Annotated in this window: 15 protein-coding genes and 1 tRNA gene; 6 read left to right on the top strand and 10 right to left on the bottom strand. The window is 61.8% G+C overall.

The window, feature by feature from the left end:
- Positions 1-29: 29 nt before the first annotated feature.
- Positions 30-197, bottom strand: coding sequence for a hypothetical protein (locus tag JMY24_RS02650; protein WP_201701360.1), 168 nt, complete (start codon positions 195-197; stop codon positions 30-32).
- Positions 198-359: 162 nt separating this feature from the next.
- Here JMY24_RS02650 and JMY24_RS02645 point away from each other — a divergent pair, with 162 nt between their 5' ends.
- The 5 genes from JMY24_RS02645 to JMY24_RS02625 all read left to right on the top strand — a co-directional run bounded on the left by JMY24_RS02645 (position 360) and on the right by JMY24_RS02625 (position 3,085).
- Positions 360-536: a hypothetical protein gene (locus JMY24_RS02645; RefSeq protein WP_164853565.1), complete on the top strand. Its 177-nt coding sequence runs from the start codon at positions 360-362 to the stop codon at positions 534-536.
- Between the two features lie 494 nt (positions 537-1,030).
- Entirely contained in the window at positions 1,031-1,189 is a 159-nt protein-coding gene (locus JMY24_RS02640; RefSeq protein WP_020069447.1) for a DUF3309 family protein, read from the top strand.
- A 73-nt stretch (positions 1,190-1,262) separates the two neighbouring features.
- Positions 1,263-1,339 (top strand) — tRNA-Pro (locus JMY24_RS02635).
- 277 nt (positions 1,340-1,616) lie between these two features.
- On the top strand, positions 1,617-2,075 hold the full coding sequence (gene sixA, locus JMY24_RS02630; RefSeq protein ID WP_128586856.1) for a phosphohistidine phosphatase SixA: 459 nt from the start codon (positions 1,617-1,619) through the stop codon (positions 2,073-2,075).
- Positions 2,076-2,272: 197 nt separating this feature from the next.
- The gene (locus JMY24_RS02625; protein WP_020069445.1) at positions 2,273-3,085 is read left to right on the top strand and encodes a GNAT family N-acetyltransferase; all 813 of its coding nucleotides are present in this window, start codon (positions 2,273-2,275) and stop codon (positions 3,083-3,085) included.
- Positions 3,086-3,196: 111 nt separating this feature from the next.
- Here the strand turns inward: JMY24_RS02625 and ppx are convergent, their stop codons facing one another.
- Positions 3,197-4,822 (bottom strand): exopolyphosphatase, encoded by a 1,626-nt coding sequence (ppx, locus tag JMY24_RS02620; RefSeq protein ID WP_128595563.1) that lies wholly within the window; start codon positions 4,820-4,822, stop codon positions 3,197-3,199.
- A 202-nt stretch (positions 4,823-5,024) separates the two neighbouring features.
- Here ppx and ppk1 point away from each other — a divergent pair, with 202 nt between their 5' ends.
- Complete coding sequence (gene ppk1 / locus JMY24_RS02615; RefSeq protein ID WP_128595564.1) at positions 5,025-7,088, top strand: polyphosphate kinase 1; 2,064 nt, start codon at positions 5,025-5,027, stop codon at positions 7,086-7,088.
- Between the two features lie 91 nt (positions 7,089-7,179).
- On the opposite strand, the gene phoR is transcribed toward ppk1, so the two are convergent.
- The 8 genes from phoR to glmM form a co-directional block, all read right to left on the bottom strand.
- Positions 7,180-8,493 (bottom strand): phosphate regulon sensor histidine kinase PhoR, encoded by a 1,314-nt coding sequence (gene phoR, locus JMY24_RS02610; protein ID WP_128595565.1) that lies wholly within the window; start codon positions 8,491-8,493, stop codon positions 7,180-7,182.
- Between the two features lie 46 nt (positions 8,494-8,539).
- Complete coding sequence (gene phoB / locus JMY24_RS02605) at positions 8,540-9,241, bottom strand: phosphate regulon transcriptional regulator PhoB (protein ID WP_006051991.1); 702 nt, start codon at positions 9,239-9,241, stop codon at positions 8,540-8,542.
- A gap of 26 nt (positions 9,242-9,267) precedes the next feature.
- Positions 9,268-9,972, bottom strand: a complete 705-nt coding sequence (gene phoU, locus JMY24_RS02600) for a phosphate signaling complex protein PhoU (protein ID WP_128586864.1) — start codon at positions 9,970-9,972, stop codon at positions 9,268-9,270.
- 29 nt (positions 9,973-10,001) lie between these two features.
- Entirely contained in the window at positions 10,002-10,850 is an 849-nt protein-coding gene (pstB, locus tag JMY24_RS02595) for a phosphate ABC transporter ATP-binding protein PstB (RefSeq protein WP_128586866.1), read from the bottom strand.
- A gap of 17 nt (positions 10,851-10,867) precedes the next feature.
- Positions 10,868-11,764 carry a phosphate ABC transporter permease PstA gene (pstA, locus tag JMY24_RS02590; protein WP_128595566.1) on the bottom strand — a complete coding sequence of 299 codons (897 nt, stop codon included), beginning with the start codon at positions 11,762-11,764 and terminating at the stop codon, positions 10,868-10,870.
- Positions 11,761-12,762 (bottom strand): phosphate ABC transporter permease PstC, encoded by a 1,002-nt coding sequence (gene pstC / locus JMY24_RS02585; RefSeq protein ID WP_128586871.1) that lies wholly within the window; start codon positions 12,760-12,762, stop codon positions 11,761-11,763. The genes pstA and pstC overlap by 4 nt, the downstream gene beginning before the upstream one ends.
- Before the next feature lie 197 nt (positions 12,763-12,959).
- On the bottom strand, positions 12,960-13,991 hold the full coding sequence (gene pstS, locus JMY24_RS02580) for a phosphate ABC transporter substrate-binding protein PstS (protein WP_128586873.1): 1,032 nt from the start codon (positions 13,989-13,991) through the stop codon (positions 12,960-12,962).
- 651 nt (positions 13,992-14,642) lie between these two features.
- Entirely contained in the window at positions 14,643-16,001 is a 1,359-nt protein-coding gene (gene glmM / locus JMY24_RS02575) for a phosphoglucosamine mutase (protein WP_128595567.1), read from the bottom strand.
- Between the last annotated feature and the right edge of the window lie 25 nt (positions 16,002-16,026).

Below are 16,026 nucleotides of genomic sequence, written 5' to 3'. Positions count from 1 at the left end.
CGTGGCGCGTCGGTTTTCCGCTCACACGCTCAACGTGCGGCCGGTGGGGGCACCATCGCGGGCGGGCGGGTGTCGGTGGGCACGCCGTGATAATCGGCGGGATCCTGCGGCGGGACCGCATGGTGGCCGGACGGTCCATTCGCACAGCCCGCGACACTGGCGGTCAGCAACAACGCAATCATCGAAACACGGAACATAGACGGTAGTCTCTTTAACGAAAAAGGAATGCAAGAAGGAGCAACGGAGCGCGGAAGTCTACCCGCAACGCTCGCTCCATGACGCGGCGCGCGCAGTCAGTCTGCGATTTCGCGATGCGTGACCTAATATAAAGGCACAGCAGAACGCCACAGGAGACTGCCATGGACGCTGAATCGGTCGCCGGTCTGGTCGGACTCGGAATAGGCCTCGCCGTGCTGCTCGCACTTTCGATTTTTGAATCGAAGACCTATCGACGGGAACATGGCGAAGGCATGCTGCATCACTGGCTGGCTCATCAGCACATGCACATGCCGCACTGGAAGCGCCGCCGGCACTGAAGGCTGTTGTCCCTGATTCATTGCAGGTTGTCCCGCGGTTGCGGGCCGGGCGCTGTTGTGTCGTTCGAAGCGCGGAGCCTGGTCGTGTCACGGCTGCCCTGCCGCGCCTGGCGCTGTCACGGCTGATCCTGTCACGCCCGATCGCGTCACGCCTGGTCTTGTCCCGTCCGCCTAGGCTCGTCTGGTCGTGTATCGCCTCCACCGGTCCTGCGTCGTCTATGCGCGCCCTCCTGCGCCTCGCCACGTCTGCCCACCTCCAACCGCAACGACTGCCTTTCTTACACCTCTAATGCGTCTGCGCCGACAGGCACGGCCTCCCACTAACCGCTCCGCGCAGGCAACAGGCACCACCCGCCCTTAGGCACGCGCATTGCTGCTTCCCTGGCTGCAATGAGCGCGCACGCTGCACGTCGCTAATCGCGGCAGGCAACCTGCGCCGGATCAACGAAATCATGCGGCCCAGCATCCTTCGGGGCCGGACAGGGAGAACTCAAATGACAATTGGAACCATCCTCCTCATCGTGCTTATCCTGCTGCTGATCGGTGCATTGCCGACCTGGCCGTACAGCAGCGGCTGGGGCTATCGCCCGACCGGCCTGCTCGGCGTCGTGCTGATCATCGTCATCGTTTTGCTTCTCATGGGACGCATATGACGCGGCTCTTTTCGCTTCGACGCAATTCGCGATTGACTCTGGCACCTAAAGCCACGTAGAATCTCGGATTCGTCGGAGCGTAGCGCAGCCTGGTAGCGCATCTGATTTGGGATCAGAGGGTCGAAGGTTCGAATCCTTTCGCTCCGACCACGAAAAAGCATGAACTGCATCATCAAAAACCCGCGTCGCCTCCGGCTTCGCGGGTTTTTGCTTTTTGCATGCAATGATCCGGGGATGAGCCCGAGACCAGGCTCGCGATCTGCTAAAACAATTGCAATGCGAAGCGCACTTCAGCCCGCCGTCAGGAATATGGGCGAAGCGACCGCCCGCTCGGCTATAAGTCCGCGCCCAAGCATTGCAACCGTGCAGCGGGAAGCACAAAGCACTGCAACGCCTCCCACCCGCACCCAGACTCGAGGAGCCACGCATGAATCTGATTCTCTGGCGTCACGCCGAAGCCGAGGACTACGCCGCCACGGATCTCGCCCGCGCGCTCACCACCCGCGGCCGCAAGCAGGCGCAAAACGTTGCCAAGTGGCTGCGCACGCGTCTGCCCGACGACGCCGTGATACTCGCCAGCCCCGCCGTGCGCACCATCCAGACCGCGGAGACGTTGAGCGACCAATACCGTGTCGTGCGCGAGCTCGCACCGAATGCAAGCGCTCATGACGTGCTCAATGCATCCGGCTGGCCGAAAGGCATTGCCGAAACGGTAGTGATCGTGGGTCATCAGCCGACGCTCGGGCACGTCGCCGCAAAGCTGCTTGCAAACAGCGACGCAAGCTGGCCGCTCAAGAAAGCGGGCCTATGGTGGATCGCCAGCCGCGAGCGCCACGGCGACGACCAGGCGGTCCTGCACGCAGCAATGACGCCCGAACTCGTCTAATCCGATCGGCGAACTGCGCGCGACCGACGTCCGCAAACCCCGGCGCGGCGCGTACCTCGCACACCGAGCGGCAGGAGAAGCGGCACACGCAGCTTTCATACAGTCATCCAATCGTCATGGCTTTGCCATGCGAGCGTCACCGGGCGTTACTACATTGGCGAAAAAAGACTCATCCTTTTTTCGACCAGGACGCCCCAATGCGAGAATTGCCGACGCCTACCCTGCCCCTCGCTTCGATCTTCGAGTCGCGTCGCCTGCCCCGCGCCGAAGAGACGGTCACCGCGCAGCACCGGCTGCGAGTCACATGGGCTCGCACCGACGAAGAGCTTCGCGAGGCGCAGCGTCTGCGTTACCGCGTGTTCGCCGACGAAATGGGCGCTCGCCTGAGCGGCCCTGCAGGCCTCGACGTCGATCCGTTCGATTCCTACTGCGATCACTTGCTGGTGCGTGACCTCGACACCCTGAAGGTGGTCGGCACCTATCGCGCGTTGCCGCCGCATCAGGCGGCCCGCATCGGGCGTCTGTACGCGGAAAGCGAGTTCGACGTCTCGCGTCTCACTCACCTGCGCGCGAAGATGGTCGAAGTCGGCCGCTCGTGTGTGCACGCCGACTATCGCAGCGGCTCGGTCATCATGTCGTTGTGGGCTGGACTCGCGGCTTATATGAAGCACAACGGCTACGAGACGATGCTCGGCTGCGCGAGCGTTGCGATGGTCGACGGCGGCCACTATGCAGCGAATCTCTATTGCTCGCTGCGCGATAGCGCGCTGACCGCGCCGGAGTATCGCGCGTTTCCGCACACGCCGCTGCCCGTCGACGAATTGCAGACCGGCGCGAATGTGGCGCCGCCGCCGCTCGTCAAAGGATATCTGCGCTTAGGTGCGAAAATTTGCGGCGCGCCCGCATGGGACCCCGACTTCAATACGGCCGATTTCCTGACGCTGTTCCGTCTGTCGGACATCAACGCACGCTATGCGCGCCACTTCCTCGGCGATGCATTACCGCGCTGACAACGCTTGTACAACCGCGCAAGCAGAAACGGAAAAGCCCGGTAAAAACCGGGCTTTTCTTCATGTGCCGCATGCTCTGCCGACGTGCTGACAGAACGAAACGTCGACACGTCACTCGTCCGTATAGACCACTCGATACGGAATGCCAACCTTTTCCCACTCCGCGGCTTCCTGGATCAGGCTGTAGTCAGTAAGCGGATTATTGGCGACCCACTCGTTAGGCAAACGCACCTCATAACCACCGTTGGCCTGCGCAACCGTGATGCCAGGCAGACCGACATCCGCACGCCGGCGACATAACAGTGCCGCGAGGCGCAAGCAGAACAGCAGCGGCCACTCCACTTCGCGCGTTTGCGACAGCTTGCCGAGCTTGCCCGCATGACCGAGCACCAGCGCCGCAAGCCGCGCCTGGTCGGTGCGCGAAAAGCCCGGCATGTCTGCGTTGCTCGCGATATAAGCCGAATGCTTGTGATAGGCGCTGTGCGAGATGGACAAGCCGATTTCATGCAGCGCCGCCGCCCAGCCTAGAAACATGCGGTTTTCCACGCGGCGCTCTTCGTCGGGCTCCACGAACTGATCGTAAAAGCGCACTGCAAGTTCGCCGATGCGTCCCGCCTGCGGACGATCCACGCCATAGCGGCGCATGAAGCCTTCCACTGTGACCGTGCGCATGTCTTCGTGCTGCGAACGGCCGAGCAGATCGTAGAGCACGCCGAGTCTCAATGCGCCATCTGTCGTATCGACATAATCGACGCCCAGTTCGTCGAACACCGCGATCATGATCGAGAGGCCGCCCGCCAGCACCGGAATCCGGTCGCTTTTCAACGCAACCAGCTTCAGACGATTGACGTTCTCTGCCTTGATCAACGCACGCTTCAAACGCTCCAGGCCTCCGCGCGAAATGCCGTGCGTGATGCCAGCATCGTTAAATCCGTTGGCCTCGACGAGTTCGGCAAGGGCACGCGCGGTGCCGGACGAACCGATTGCCTGCTCCCAGCCGGTCTTCTTGTATTCAGCCGAAATGATCTGGATTTCGCGGCCTGCAGCAAGCTCGGCCTGACGCATCGTGTATTCGTCGACGTTGCCTGACGGGAAAAACGTCCGGCTATGGCTCACGCAGCCGATATACAGGCTTTCCATCTTGATCGGCGTGTAATGCGAGCCGATGATGAACTCAGTCGAGCCTCCGCCGATGTCAACCACGAGCCTCTTGCCCGGGCTCGCGGGCACGGAGTGTGCTGCCCCGGCGTAAATGAGCCGCGCTTCCTCGCGACCGGCAATCACCTCGATTGGAAAGCCTAGCGCCGCTTGTGCTTCGCCGAGAAATTCGCCGGCATTCTTCGCGATACGCAATGTGTTGGTCGCGACCGCGCGAACGTGGTCGGGATGAAAGTCGCGCAGCCGCTCGCCAAAGCGCTTGAGCGCATCCCAACCGCGGACCTGCGACGCACGATCGAGCATCTTGTCGCGCGACAGACCGGCGGCGAGCCGCACCGGCTCACGCAACGCATCGACCTGATAAATCTGGCTGCCCGCGTCGGTTTCCTCGACCCGGCCGACGATCAGCCGGAAGCTGTTCGAACCAAGGTCGACGGCAGCAAGGAGTTGTGGGGTATTGACCATCGGGTATGCGGACTCCATGCGCGCGAGCGCGGCAGCGGTGGATGTGAGCAAAGCGGGACCTCCACGCGAGGTTCCTTGCGCCTTGCGACCGGCCGCGCTGTTCAAAGACGCCATTCTAAGCGTACCGGAGCTCACGATGTCACCTCGCGGAGATGGGGGTACCCCATGGTCCCATACGGACTGCGTCATATTGACGACAGGCGAGGAATACAGCGTAGAATTTAAAACATTGAGAATGTCATAACAACGTCATCATACTGTGAGAATTTCCGAGCGTCTTTGTGCCTCCATATCTGACATTCCATTCTCGCTGCCGATGTCCATCCGCTACCCCTTACTGAATCGCGAGCTGGGCATTCTGGGTTTCAACGAGCGTGTGTTGGCGCAAGCCGCCGACCCCGCCGTCCCTTTGCTCGAACGCCTGCGCTTCATCTGCATCACCAGTAGCAATCTCGACGAATTCTTCGAAGTCCGCATGGCGGGACTGCAGGAGCAGATGCGCGACAACCCCGGTGCGCTATCGCCCGACGGCATGTCGCTGCAGCATGTCTACGACCTCGTGGTCGAGCGTGCGCAAAAGCTCGTGCATCGGCAGTACACGATGCTGCACGACACCGTGTTCACCGCGCTCGAAGCAGAAGGCATCTACTTTCACGGCACCGAAGCCTGGAGCGAAGCGCAGACCGAATGGGCGCGCAACTACTTCTTCGACGAACTCCTGCCCGTGCTCACGCCGATCGGCCTCGATCCGGCGCATCCGTTTCCGCGCGTGCTGAACAAGAGCCTGAACTTCGTCGTCGAACTGGAGGGCAAGGACGCCTTCGGCCGTCAGGCGATGATGGGCATCGTGCAGGCGCCACGTGCGTTGCCGCGACTCGTGCGGATGCCGCAGGAACTGTCGGGCTATCCGCATGGTTTCGTGCTGTTGAGTTCGTTATTGCAGCGCTTTGTCGGCGAGCTGTTTCCGAACCTCGTCGTGCGCAGCTGCAATCAGTTTCGCATTACGCGCAACAGCGAACTGTTTGTCGACGAAGACGAAATCACCAATCTGCGCGTCGCGCTACAGGGTGAACTTCCAGCCCGGCATCTGGGCAACGCGGTGCGGCTCGAAGTATCCGCGGAGACACCCGCGCATGTCGTGCGGCGCCTGCTCGACGAAAGCGGCCTGTCGAACAAGGACTGCTATTACGCGAACGGCCCCGTCAATCTCGTGCGTCTGATGCAATTGCCGGAGATGGTCGATCGGCCCGATCTGAAGTTCGTGCCTCACATTCCCGCGATCCCTTCCACCATCGCCAACGCAGCGAGCATGTTCGACGTGATCGATCAGGGCGACGTGCTGCTGCATCACCCGTACGAAAGTTTTCAGCCGGTTCTCGAACTGCTGTTGCAGGCTGCGAAAGATCCAAACGTCGTCGCGATCAAGCAGACCATTTATCGCACCGGCACCGACTCGCCGCTGATGGACGCGCTCATGCAAGCCGCGCGCAACGGCAAGGAAGTGACGGTGGTGGTCGAACTGCTCGCGCGCTTCGACGAAGAGACGAACATCAACTGGGCCTCGCAGCTCGAAGCTGTCGGTGCGCATGTGGTGTACGGCGTGGTGGGCCACAAGTGCCACGCAAAGATGATGCTAATCGTGCGGCGCGCAACGGTGGGCGGCAAGATGACGCTCAAGCGTTATGTACACCTCGGCACCGGCAACTATCATCCGCGCACTGCACGCCTGTACACCGACTTCGGCCTGATGACCGCTGATCAGAAAATTTGCGAAGACGTGCACCATGTTTTTCAGCAACTGACCGGCATTGGCGGCGAACTGAAGCTGCACGAGTTATGGCAATCGCCGTTCACGCTGCATCCGAAACTGGTCGAGGCGATCCGCGCCGAAGCGGAGCATGCGCGCGCGGGCAAGAAAGCGCGCATCGTCGCGAAGATGAACGCGTTGCTCGAACCCACGGTGATAGCGGAGTTGTACGAAGCATCGCAGGCGGGCGTGAAGATCGACTTGATCGTGCGGGGTGTGTGTTCATTGCAGCCGGGCGTGCCGGGCCTGTCGGAAAACATCACGGTGCGCTCGATTGTCGGACGCTTTCTCGAACATCATCGCATCTACTATTTCTACGACGACGGCCGCGAGCAGGTGTATCTGTCGAGCGCGGACTGGATGGATCGCAACTTCTTCCGCCGCGTGGAAGTTGCGTTCCCCGTCAACAATCGGCGGCTCAAGCGGCGTGTGATTGCAGAGGGCCTGTCGGCGTTTCTCGGCGACAATCAGTCCGCGTGGCTGATGCAAAGCGATGGGCATTATCGTCGGCGGCGACCCGGCAAATCCTCGCGCAATGCGCAAATGAGTCTGTTGACGAAGTTCTGTCCGTGAGCGCCGGCGCTCTCTGCGCCGAGCGGGTCAAGGCTGTTACGTATATGAAAAAGCCCGCTTTCTAGCGGGCTTTTCTTTGCAGCAGTGCTTGTCACGCATGCGCCGGTTGCCGCCGCGCCGTGCGATACGGCGGAAATCTCACGGTGAAGGTGCTGCCGCGCCCTTCCTCGCTTTTCACGTCGAGTTGCGCATCGTGCCGTTGCAGCACATGCTTGACGATCGCGAGTCCGAGGCCGGTTCCGCCCGTGTCGCGCGAACGACTGCGGTCGACCCGATAAAAGCGCTCGGTCAGCCGCGGAATGTCGGCGGCCGGAATACCCAGGCCGCTATCCGTCACGGAGAAAACGGCAGTGCCGCCTTGCGCCTGCCAGCTGACTTTGATCGCGCCGCCGTCGGGTGTATAGCGAATGGCGTTGGTCACCAGATTGCCGAACGCGCTCAGAATCTCCGTTTCGACGCCTGTCACCGTCAAGCCTTCGTCGGCGTCGAACGTAATCTTATGGTGATCGCTCGACAGGCTTTGCGCGTCGTCGCGCAAATGCCGCAGTACCGCGCGCATGTCGATCATCTGATCGCTCGGCGGCTTGTTGTCGCCTTCGAGTTTGGCGAGCACGAGCAGATCGTTCACGATATGACGCATGCGAGACGCCTGCTGCTCCATCAGTTCCAGATAACGCGCGCGTTCGGTTTCGGCCAACGGCAACTCGCGCATCGTCTCGAGAAAACCGGAGAGCACAGTGAGCGGCGTCTTCAGTTCATGCGACACGTTGGCGACGAAGTCGCGCCGCATCGCGTCGGTGCGCTCCAGTTCGGTGATGTCTTGCGACAGCACGAGCTTGCGGTTCTCGCCATAAGGGAACACCTGCACGGAGAGCACGTTGTGCCGCTTTTCGCCCATGCCGCGCATGATCAGCATTTCTTCGTAGCGGTGCGAGTTCAGGTAACGCACGAAGTCCGGCTGACGCACCAGATGCGTGATGTGCTGACGCAAATCGCGCTTCGCGTCGAGCCCGAAATGCACTTCGGAAATGGCGTTGCACCACTCTATCTGATCGTGGTCGTCGAGCATCGCGACGCCGTTCGGCGAGGCCTGAATTGCCTGAATGAAGCGCGAATGCTGCTGCTCGACCTGGCGCACCTGTGCATGCCAGCGCTTCGCGAGCTTGTGCAAACGGTAATAGATTTCGCCCCAGATGCCAGGTGCGCTCGGCACTTCGCCGTACACCGGCGCGTCGAGCAAACGCCACAAGCGCTCTTTATGAAAGGTGCCGAAGAAGCTCTGCAGAAGCAGCATGACGACCGCGACGATCAATGCCGCCTTCACATTCACCAATGCGCCGACCACCACGCACAGTATGGCGAGCAGCACGATCGAAACGATGGAGCGCGCCCAGATGATGTTCATGGTCTAAACGTTCGAAGAGAGCGGCGTGCGCGCCGCTACCCAATGATCAAGCGCTTTTGGCCAGACGGTAGCCGCTGCCGCGGACCGTCTCGATCATAGCATCGCAGCCGGCCGGCTTGAGCGCCGCCCGCAGACGCTTGATGTGCACATCCACCGTGCGCTCTTCGACGAACACGTGGTCGCCCCACACCTGGTCGAGCAGTTGGGTGCGGCTGTGCACGCGCTCAGGATGTGTCATGAAGAAATGCAGCAAACGGAATTCGGTCGGGCCGAGATCGAGTTTGATCTCGCTGCCTTCGGCATGCGCCGCGACACGATGCGTTGCCGGGTCGAGCTTCAGCCCGTTGATCGCAACCACGTCTTCGGTCAACTGCGGCGCGCGGCGGCGCAGCACCGCCTTGATGCGCGCCATCAGTTCTTTCGGGGAAAACGGCTTCGTGACGTAGTCGTCGGCGCCGATTTCGAGGCCGAGCACCTTGTCCTGTTCATCGCCGCGCGCGGTCAGCATGATGATCGGAATGTGCTTCGTACGTTCGTTGTTGCGCAGGTCGCGTGCGAACGCAATACCCGACTTGCCAGGCAGCATCCAGTCGAGCAGGACGAGGTCGGGCAATACGTCGCTGATCAGGTTCTGCGCCTGCTCGGCGTTGTACGCGCGAATCGGGCAGTGTCCGGCGTGTTGAAGATTGACCGAAATCAGTTCGGAAATCGCGGGCTCATCTTCAATGACGAGAATGCTGCTGGGCATCGGCACCTCTGGTCCTTATCTCTGGATTAACTGAGTGCTTCGCGTTCGAGCGCGTCGCGCGACTTGTGCCGCACGTCCGTACCCTTCACGATGTAAATAATGAACTCGGCGATGTTCTTCGCATGGTCGCCGATCCGCTCGATGGCTTTCGCGATGAACAGAAAATCGAGGCCCACCGAAATGGAGCGCGGATCTTCGGTCATGTACGAAATCAGCTTACGCACGAACGCGCGGAATTCTTCGTCGATCGCTTTATCGTCGCGCACGATCTGCGCGGCGGCGACCGTGTCGAGACGCGCGAACGCGTCGAGCGCGCGGCGCAGAATCGACACCGCCATTTCGCCCGACAATTTGATCTCGGCGATATTGATGGTGCGCGATGCGCCGTCTTCCATCAGACGCTTGGTGCGTTTGGCGATCTTCTCGGCCTCGTCGCCGGCGCGCTCCAGATTCGTGATGGTCTTCGAGATTGCGATGAGCAAGCGCAAATCACGTGCGGCCGGCTGACGGCGCGCGATGATGTTGCTGCATTCCTCGTCGATCTCCACTTCCATCGTGTTCAGGCGGTCTTCCGCCGCGATCACTTCTTCGGCGACGTCGAGATCGAACTCGTTGAGCGCCTGCATCGCTTTGACGATCTGCGATTCGACGAGGCCGCCCATTTCGAGCACCTTCGAGGAAACCAGGTTCAGATCGGCGTCGAACTGGCTGGACAGATGTTTATCGGACATGTCGTACTCCGTTGTTTTTGCCCGGCGGATTAGCCGAAGCGGCCCGTAATGTAGTCTTCGGTTTCCTTGCGGACCGGCTTGATGAAGATCTTTTCGGTGTCGCCGAATTCGATCAGTTCGCCAAGGTACATATAGGCAGTGTAGTCCGAACAGCGGGCCGCCTGTTGCATGTTGTGCGTGACGATCACCACCGTGTAATCGCTCTTCAGTTCGGCGATCAGTTCTTCGATACGGCCCGTCGAAATCGGGTCCAGTGCCGAGCACGGTTCGTCGAGCAACAACACTTCCGGACGGATCGCGATGCCGCGCGCAATGCACAAACGCTGCTGCTGGCCGCCGGACAAACCGTAGCCGCTCTGGCCAAGCTTGTCCTTCACTTCGTTCCACAACGCGGCCTTCGTGAGCGCCCATTCGACGCGGTCGTCCATTTCCGAACGCGGCAGCGTTTCGAACATCTTCACGCCGAAGGCGATGTTGTCGTAGATCGACATGGGGAACGGCGTCGGCTTCTGGAACACCATGCCGATGCGCGCGCGCAGCAGCGAGATATCGCGCTTCGAGGTCAGCAGGTTTTCGCCGTCCATCAGGATCTCGCCTTCGGCGCGTTGCTCCGGATAGAGCGCGTACATCTTGTTGAAAGTGCGCAGCAACGTCGACTTGCCGCAACCCGACGGGCCGATGAACGCAGTCACCTTGCCTTCGGGAATTCGCAGGTTGATGTTCTTCAGCGCGTGATACTTGCCATAGAAGAAGTTCAGGTCGTTGACCTCGATCTTCGGACGCGACGACGACGGCTCCTGGCCGCCTTGTGCGGGATCGAAACCGGCGGGCGCAGTGGGACGCGAGATCGGATTGAGTTGAGTTTCTGCCATGTTCATCGGATTACACTCCGCCCTTACTTGTTCGTGAAGATCGCGCGCGCGAGGATGTTCAGTCCCAGCACCGCGAGCGTGATCAGGAAGACGCCGGCCCACGCGAGCGATTGCCACTGCGCGAACGGGCTCATCGCAAACTTGTAGATCGTGACCGGCAGGTTCGCGACCGGCTGGCTCATATCCGCCGAGAAGAACTGGTTCGACAACGCGGTGAAAAGCAGCGGTGCGGTTTCGCCTGCAATACGCGCGACGGCGAGCAGCACACCGGTGACAATGCCCGCGATGGACGCCTTCAGCGTAATGGACAACACCATCTTCCACTTCGGCGTGCCGAGTGCGAACGCCGCTTCACGCAGAGCGTTCGGCACGAGTTTGAGCATGTTTTCCGTGGTGCGGATCACGATCGGAATCTGCAGCAACGCGAGCGCGAATACGCCGGCCCAGCCGCTGAAGTGCCCCATCTTCGCGACGACGAGCGCGTAGACGAACAGACCGACGACGATCGACGGCGCCGACAACAGAATGTCGTTGATGAACCGCGTGACGCTCGCGAGCCAGCCCTTCTGCCCGTATTCGGCGAGATACACGCCTGCAAGAATGCCGATCGGCGTGCCGACGAACGTTGCGAGCGCAACCAGCATCAAGCTGCCGACGATCGCGTTGGCGAGACCGCCGCCATCGGTGTTCGGCGGCGGCGTGGACTGCGTGAACAGTTCGATCGACAACCCGCCGATACCGAGACGCAGCGTCGTGTACAGAATCCAGATCAGCCACAACAGACCGAAGGCCATCGCGGCGAGCGACAACGTCAGCGCCATCGCGTTCTTCATGCGGCGGCGTCCCTGCAGACGCACGCGCATTTTTTCGAGCGCGGCTGCGTCGTTCGAACCCGGCATGTTCAAGGTGGACTGGCTCATTTGGCGCCCTCCCCTTTCTCGAGACGAAGCAGCATGATCTTCGAAATGGCCAGCACGATGAATGTAATCACGAACAGAATGAGGCCGAGTTCCATCAGTGCCGACGTATGCAGGCCCGGATCCGCTTCGGCGAATTCATTGGCGAGCGCCGACGTGATGCTGTTGCCCGGCGAAAAGAGCGACACGTTATCGAGCAGATTCGTATTGCCGATCACGAAGGTCACGGCCATCGTCTCGCCGAGCGCGCGGCCGAGGCCGAGCATCACGCCGCCGATCACACCGCTCTTCGTGAAGGGCAGCACGATCTTCCACATCACTTCCCACGTCGTGCAGCCGATACCGTAAGCCGATTCCTTCAGCAGGACCGGCGTGACTTCGAACACGTCGCGCATCACCGAAGCGATGTACGGAATGATCATGATCGCGAGAATCACACCCGCGCACAGAATGCCAATGCCGATTGGCGCGCCCTGGAACAGCGCGCCGATCACCGGAATGCCGCCGAGCACCGCGCCGAGCGGCTTCTCGAACCACGTCGCGAAGATCGGCGCGAACACGAGCAGGCCCCACATGCCGTAGACGATCGACGGAATCGCGGCGAGCAGTTCGATCGCGATGCCGAGCGGCCGGCGCAGCCATGCGGGCGACAGCTCCGTCAGAAAAAGCGCGATGCCGAAGCTGACGGGCACCGCGATGATGAGTGCAATGATCGACGTGGCGATCGTGCCGTAGATCGGCACGAGTGCGCCGAACTGCTTGCTCGGCGGATCCCATTGCGCGCTCCACAGGAAGCCGAGGCCGAATTGCCTGATCGACGGCATGGACGCGACGATCAGCGAAACGATGATGCCGCCGAGCAGCAACAGCGTGACGATGGCGGCGAGGCGCGCGAGGCCGCCGAAGATCACGTCGCCGGCGCGGCTGGGCGCTTTCTGCTGCGACGCGCTGCCGGGCGGCGTCGCCCTCGGAGCGCCTGACGCGAGTTGGATATCGGACATAAGAGCCTGATGGACCTTTTCCAGTTGCCGTGCGACGTATGTCGCGCGGCCGGTAATGCGTGTGTACCAACTAATTAATGTTGCCTGGTGCCGGTACGTCGCCGGGACGTGCCGGTGAATGCCATTGGCCGTCCTCACACGAGGACGGCCAATGTGTTACCTACAGCCGTTGCCTGCTACCTCTTTCGAGGCAACGCTTACTCGGCGAGCGGCTTGCCCGCTGCGTCCTTGACCTTCGACTTCCACTGCGTGCGGATTTCCGACACGACCGATTCCGGCAGCGAGATGTAGTCGAGATCGTTCGCGGCTTGCGTGCCGTTCTTGAATGCCCAGTCGAAGAACTTCAGCGTCTCGGCGCCTTGCGGTGCCTTTTCCTGCGTCGTGTGCAACAGCACAAACGTCGCGCCGACGATCGGCCATGCGTTCTTGCCCGGCTCGTTCGTCAGGATCTGGTAGAACGACTTCGACCAGTCCGCGCCTGCTGCCGCTGCCTTGAACGTTTCCGTCTTCGGCTCGACCACCGTGCCCGTCGAATTCTTCAGCGCGACGTAGGTCATGTGGTTCTGCTTCGCGTATGCCCATTCAACGTAGCCGATTGCGCCCGGCAGACGTTGCACGAAAGCGGCGACGCCGTCGTTGCCCTTGCCGCCCGTACCCGTCGGCCAGTTGACCGTCGAACCTTCACCGACCTTCGACTTCCATTCCGTGTTGACCTTCGACAGATAGTTCGTCCAGATGAAGCTGGTGCCCGAACCGTCGGCGCGGCGAACCACGGCAATGTCCGTGTCCGGCAGCTTCGCCTTCGGGTTCAGTGCAACGATCGCGGGATCGTTCCACTTCTTGATCTTGCCCAGATAGATGTCGCCGAGCACTTCGCCCGACAGAACGAGCTCAGCCGGCTTCACGCCCGGCACATTCACAACCGGCACCACGCCGCCGACCACCGTCGGAAACTGGAACAGGCCGTCCTTGGCGAGTTCGTCGTCCTTCAGCGGAGCGTCCGAGCCCGCGAAATCGACGGTCTTCGCGACGATCTGCTTCACGCCGCCCGACGAACCGATGCCCTGGTAGTTAACCTTGCCGCCGCCGGACTTCTGATAGGCGTCGGCCCACTTCGTGTAGATCGGTGCTGCGAAGGTGCTGCCCGCGCCGGTGATGTCTGCGGCTTGCGCTGCGATCGCGAAGAGCGCGCCAGCGACGCCAGCGAACACGGTTTGCATCAATTTCATCGAAACCTCCAAGGTGTGAGCGGTGTGAGCGAGTAAGTCGAACACCGCGAAGCTTAGGGTCTCTTTGTGACAGTAACGTGACGTATCGTGAAACGTACGTGACAGTGCGATTACTAAGGTGAAAGGCGTCGTGGCGGCTGATCGCCTGTGGGGCGGCGTCGTTGCCGGTGCCTGTACAGATTAGGCGAAAAAGATGGGGGGTGAGGGTTTGCGTGGGGGGCGCTGGGGGCGCTGGGGGTGCCGGGGGTGCTGGGGGTGCTGGGGGTGCTGGGGGTGCTGGGGGTGCTGGGGGTGCTGGGGGTGCTGGGGGTGCTGGGGGGTGCTGGGGGTGCTGGGGGTGCTGGGGGTGCTGGGGGTGCTGGGGGTGCTGGGGGTGCTGGGGCTGGCGCGCGGGCGCGCGGCGTGGGGTATGAAGGGCCGGTTAGCTACGTGGGCGCGTCCGGCCAAGCTGGTCGGGCGGCTAGTTACACTGGGTTGGTACGCGCGGGTTAGGCGGTCGTTCGTCGCCGTCGCCGGATCGTCAGCGGAAAAACGCCGCGCCCCAATTCGAATGATGCGCGAGTGCAAATTCGCTCGCCGTAATCGAACTCAGCATGCGAAGGCGGGGCCCCTCGCTGGTCTGCCCCGCCCGCACATTTTTCAGATGCCCGCTTAAGCCGTCGCCTGCTTCACCGCAGCCGCAATCGATTCGGCGTGGCGAAGCGCATCGTCGGCATGTTCCGCCTCCACCATGACCCGCAGCACCGGCTCGGTGCCCGAAGCGCGAATCAGCACGCGTCCGCGGCCATTGAGCGCGTCTTCAGCGCTGGCGATAGCGCGCCGGATCGCGTCGCTGCTCTTCCAGTCGGCGTCCGGTTTCATCCGCACATTGATCAGCTTTTGCGGGAACAGCGTGACGCCGTCGAGCAGTTCGGCCAGCGTCTTGTCGCTGCGCTTCATGGCGGCGAGCACGAGTAGCGCCGACACGATGCCGTCGCCAGTGGAATGGCGGTCGAGCGACAGAATGTGGCCCGAACCCTCCGCGCCGAGCTGCCAGCCGTGCTCCCGCAATTGTTCGAGCACGTAGCGGTCGCCGACCGCGGCGCGCACGAACTTGACGCCGGCCGCCTGCAACGCGACTTCGACGGCCATATTGGTCATCAAGGTGCCGACCGCGCCTTCGACCTTGCCGTCGGTCGCGATACGATCCTTCACCAGCACGTACAGCAGTTCGTCACCGTTATACAGGCGCCCTGCCGCGTCGACGACCTGCAGACGGTCAGCGTCTCCGTCGAGCGCAATGCCCAGATCAGCGTGGTTGGCCCGTACCGCCCGCACGAGTGCATCCGGTGCGGTCGCCCCGACGCCGTCGTTGATGTTGAAACCGTTCGGCGCGACTCCGATCGGAATGATCTCTGCGCCGAGCTCGTGAAAGACGTGCGGCGCGACGTCATACGCGGCGCCATGCGCGCAATCGACCACCAGCTTGAGTCCCCGCAAATCGAACGCCGCAGGAAAGGTGCTTTTGCAGAATTCGATGTAGCGGCCGGCGGCGTCGTCGAGACGCCGCGCCTTGCCGAGCTGCTCGGACGCCGCACAGGCGAGCGGCAGCTCCAGGTGCTCTTCGATCTGCGACTCCACCTCGTCGGGCAACTTGTTGCCGTCGGCGGAGAAAAATTTGATGCCGTTGTCGTAATACGGATTGTGCGACGCGCTGATCACCACGCCGGCCGCGAGCCGCAACGCGCGCGTCAGATAGGCGATGCCCGGCGTGGGCATTGGACCGGCCAGCATGACGTCGACGCCCGCTGCGGAAAAACCCGCTTCGAGCGCAGCCTCGAGCATATAGCCCGACACCCGCGTGTCCTTACCGATCAGCACGGTTGGCCGCGTGCCCGTGCGTGCCCAACGGTCTGCACCGACCAGCACCTTGCCGGCCGCATAGCCGAGCCGCAATACAAATTCCGGCGTGATGGGCCCTTCACCGACCTTTCCCCGAATTCCGTCCGTGCCGAAATAACGACGTGCCATCTTTTATGTTCCTCCTTGGCTGTGG

Source organism: Paraburkholderia kirstenboschensis, from assembly GCF_904848585.1.
Classification (GTDB): domain Bacteria; phylum Pseudomonadota; class Gammaproteobacteria; order Burkholderiales; family Burkholderiaceae; genus Paraburkholderia; species Paraburkholderia kirstenboschensis.
The sequence above is the reverse complement of the archived record's forward strand: the minus strand, read 5'-3'. Positions and strand labels throughout refer to the sequence as shown.

What these genes read in the sequence shown, in the direction of transcription:
- JMY24_RS02650 (WP_201701360.1), bottom strand. Translation starts at nt 197, where the DNA reads ATGTTCCGTGTTTCGATGATTGCGTTGTTGCTGACCGCCAGTGTCGCG.
- JMY24_RS02645 (WP_164853565.1), top strand. Translation starts at nt 360, where the DNA reads ATGGACGCTGAATCGGTCGCCGGTCTGGTCGGACTCGGAATAGGCCTC.
- JMY24_RS02640 (WP_020069447.1), top strand. Translation starts at nt 1,031, where the DNA reads ATGACAATTGGAACCATCCTCCTCATCGTGCTTATCCTGCTGCTGATC.
- sixA (WP_128586856.1), top strand. Translation starts at nt 1,617, where the DNA reads ATGAATCTGATTCTCTGGCGTCACGCCGAAGCCGAGGACTACGCCGCC.
- JMY24_RS02625 (WP_020069445.1), top strand. Translation starts at nt 2,273, where the DNA reads ATGCGAGAATTGCCGACGCCTACCCTGCCCCTCGCTTCGATCTTCGAG.
- ppx (WP_128595563.1), bottom strand. Translation starts at nt 4,822, where the DNA reads ATGGCGTCTTTGAACAGCGCGGCCGGTCGCAAGGCGCAAGGAACCTCG.
- ppk1 (WP_128595564.1), top strand. Translation starts at nt 5,025, where the DNA reads ATGTCCATCCGCTACCCCTTACTGAATCGCGAGCTGGGCATTCTGGGT.
- phoR (WP_128595565.1), bottom strand. Translation starts at nt 8,493, where the DNA reads ATGAACATCATCTGGGCGCGCTCCATCGTTTCGATCGTGCTGCTCGCC.
- phoB (WP_006051991.1), bottom strand. Translation starts at nt 9,241, where the DNA reads ATGCCCAGCAGCATTCTCGTCATTGAAGATGAGCCCGCGATTTCCGAA.
- phoU (WP_128586864.1), bottom strand. Translation starts at nt 9,972, where the DNA reads ATGTCCGATAAACATCTGTCCAGCCAGTTCGACGCCGATCTGAACCTG.
- pstB (WP_128586866.1), bottom strand. Translation starts at nt 10,850, where the DNA reads ATGAACATGGCAGAAACTCAACTCAATCCGATCTCGCGTCCCACTGCG.
- pstA (WP_128595566.1), bottom strand. Translation starts at nt 11,764, where the DNA reads ATGAGCCAGTCCACCTTGAACATGCCGGGTTCGAACGACGCAGCCGCG.
- pstC (WP_128586871.1), bottom strand. Translation starts at nt 12,762, where the DNA reads ATGTCCGATATCCAACTCGCGTCAGGCGCTCCGAGGGCGACGCCGCCC.
- pstS (WP_128586873.1), bottom strand. Translation starts at nt 13,991, where the DNA reads ATGAAATTGATGCAAACCGTGTTCGCTGGCGTCGCTGGCGCGCTCTTC.
- glmM (WP_128595567.1), bottom strand. Translation starts at nt 16,001, where the DNA reads ATGGCACGTCGTTATTTCGGCACGGACGGAATTCGGGGAAAGGTCGGT.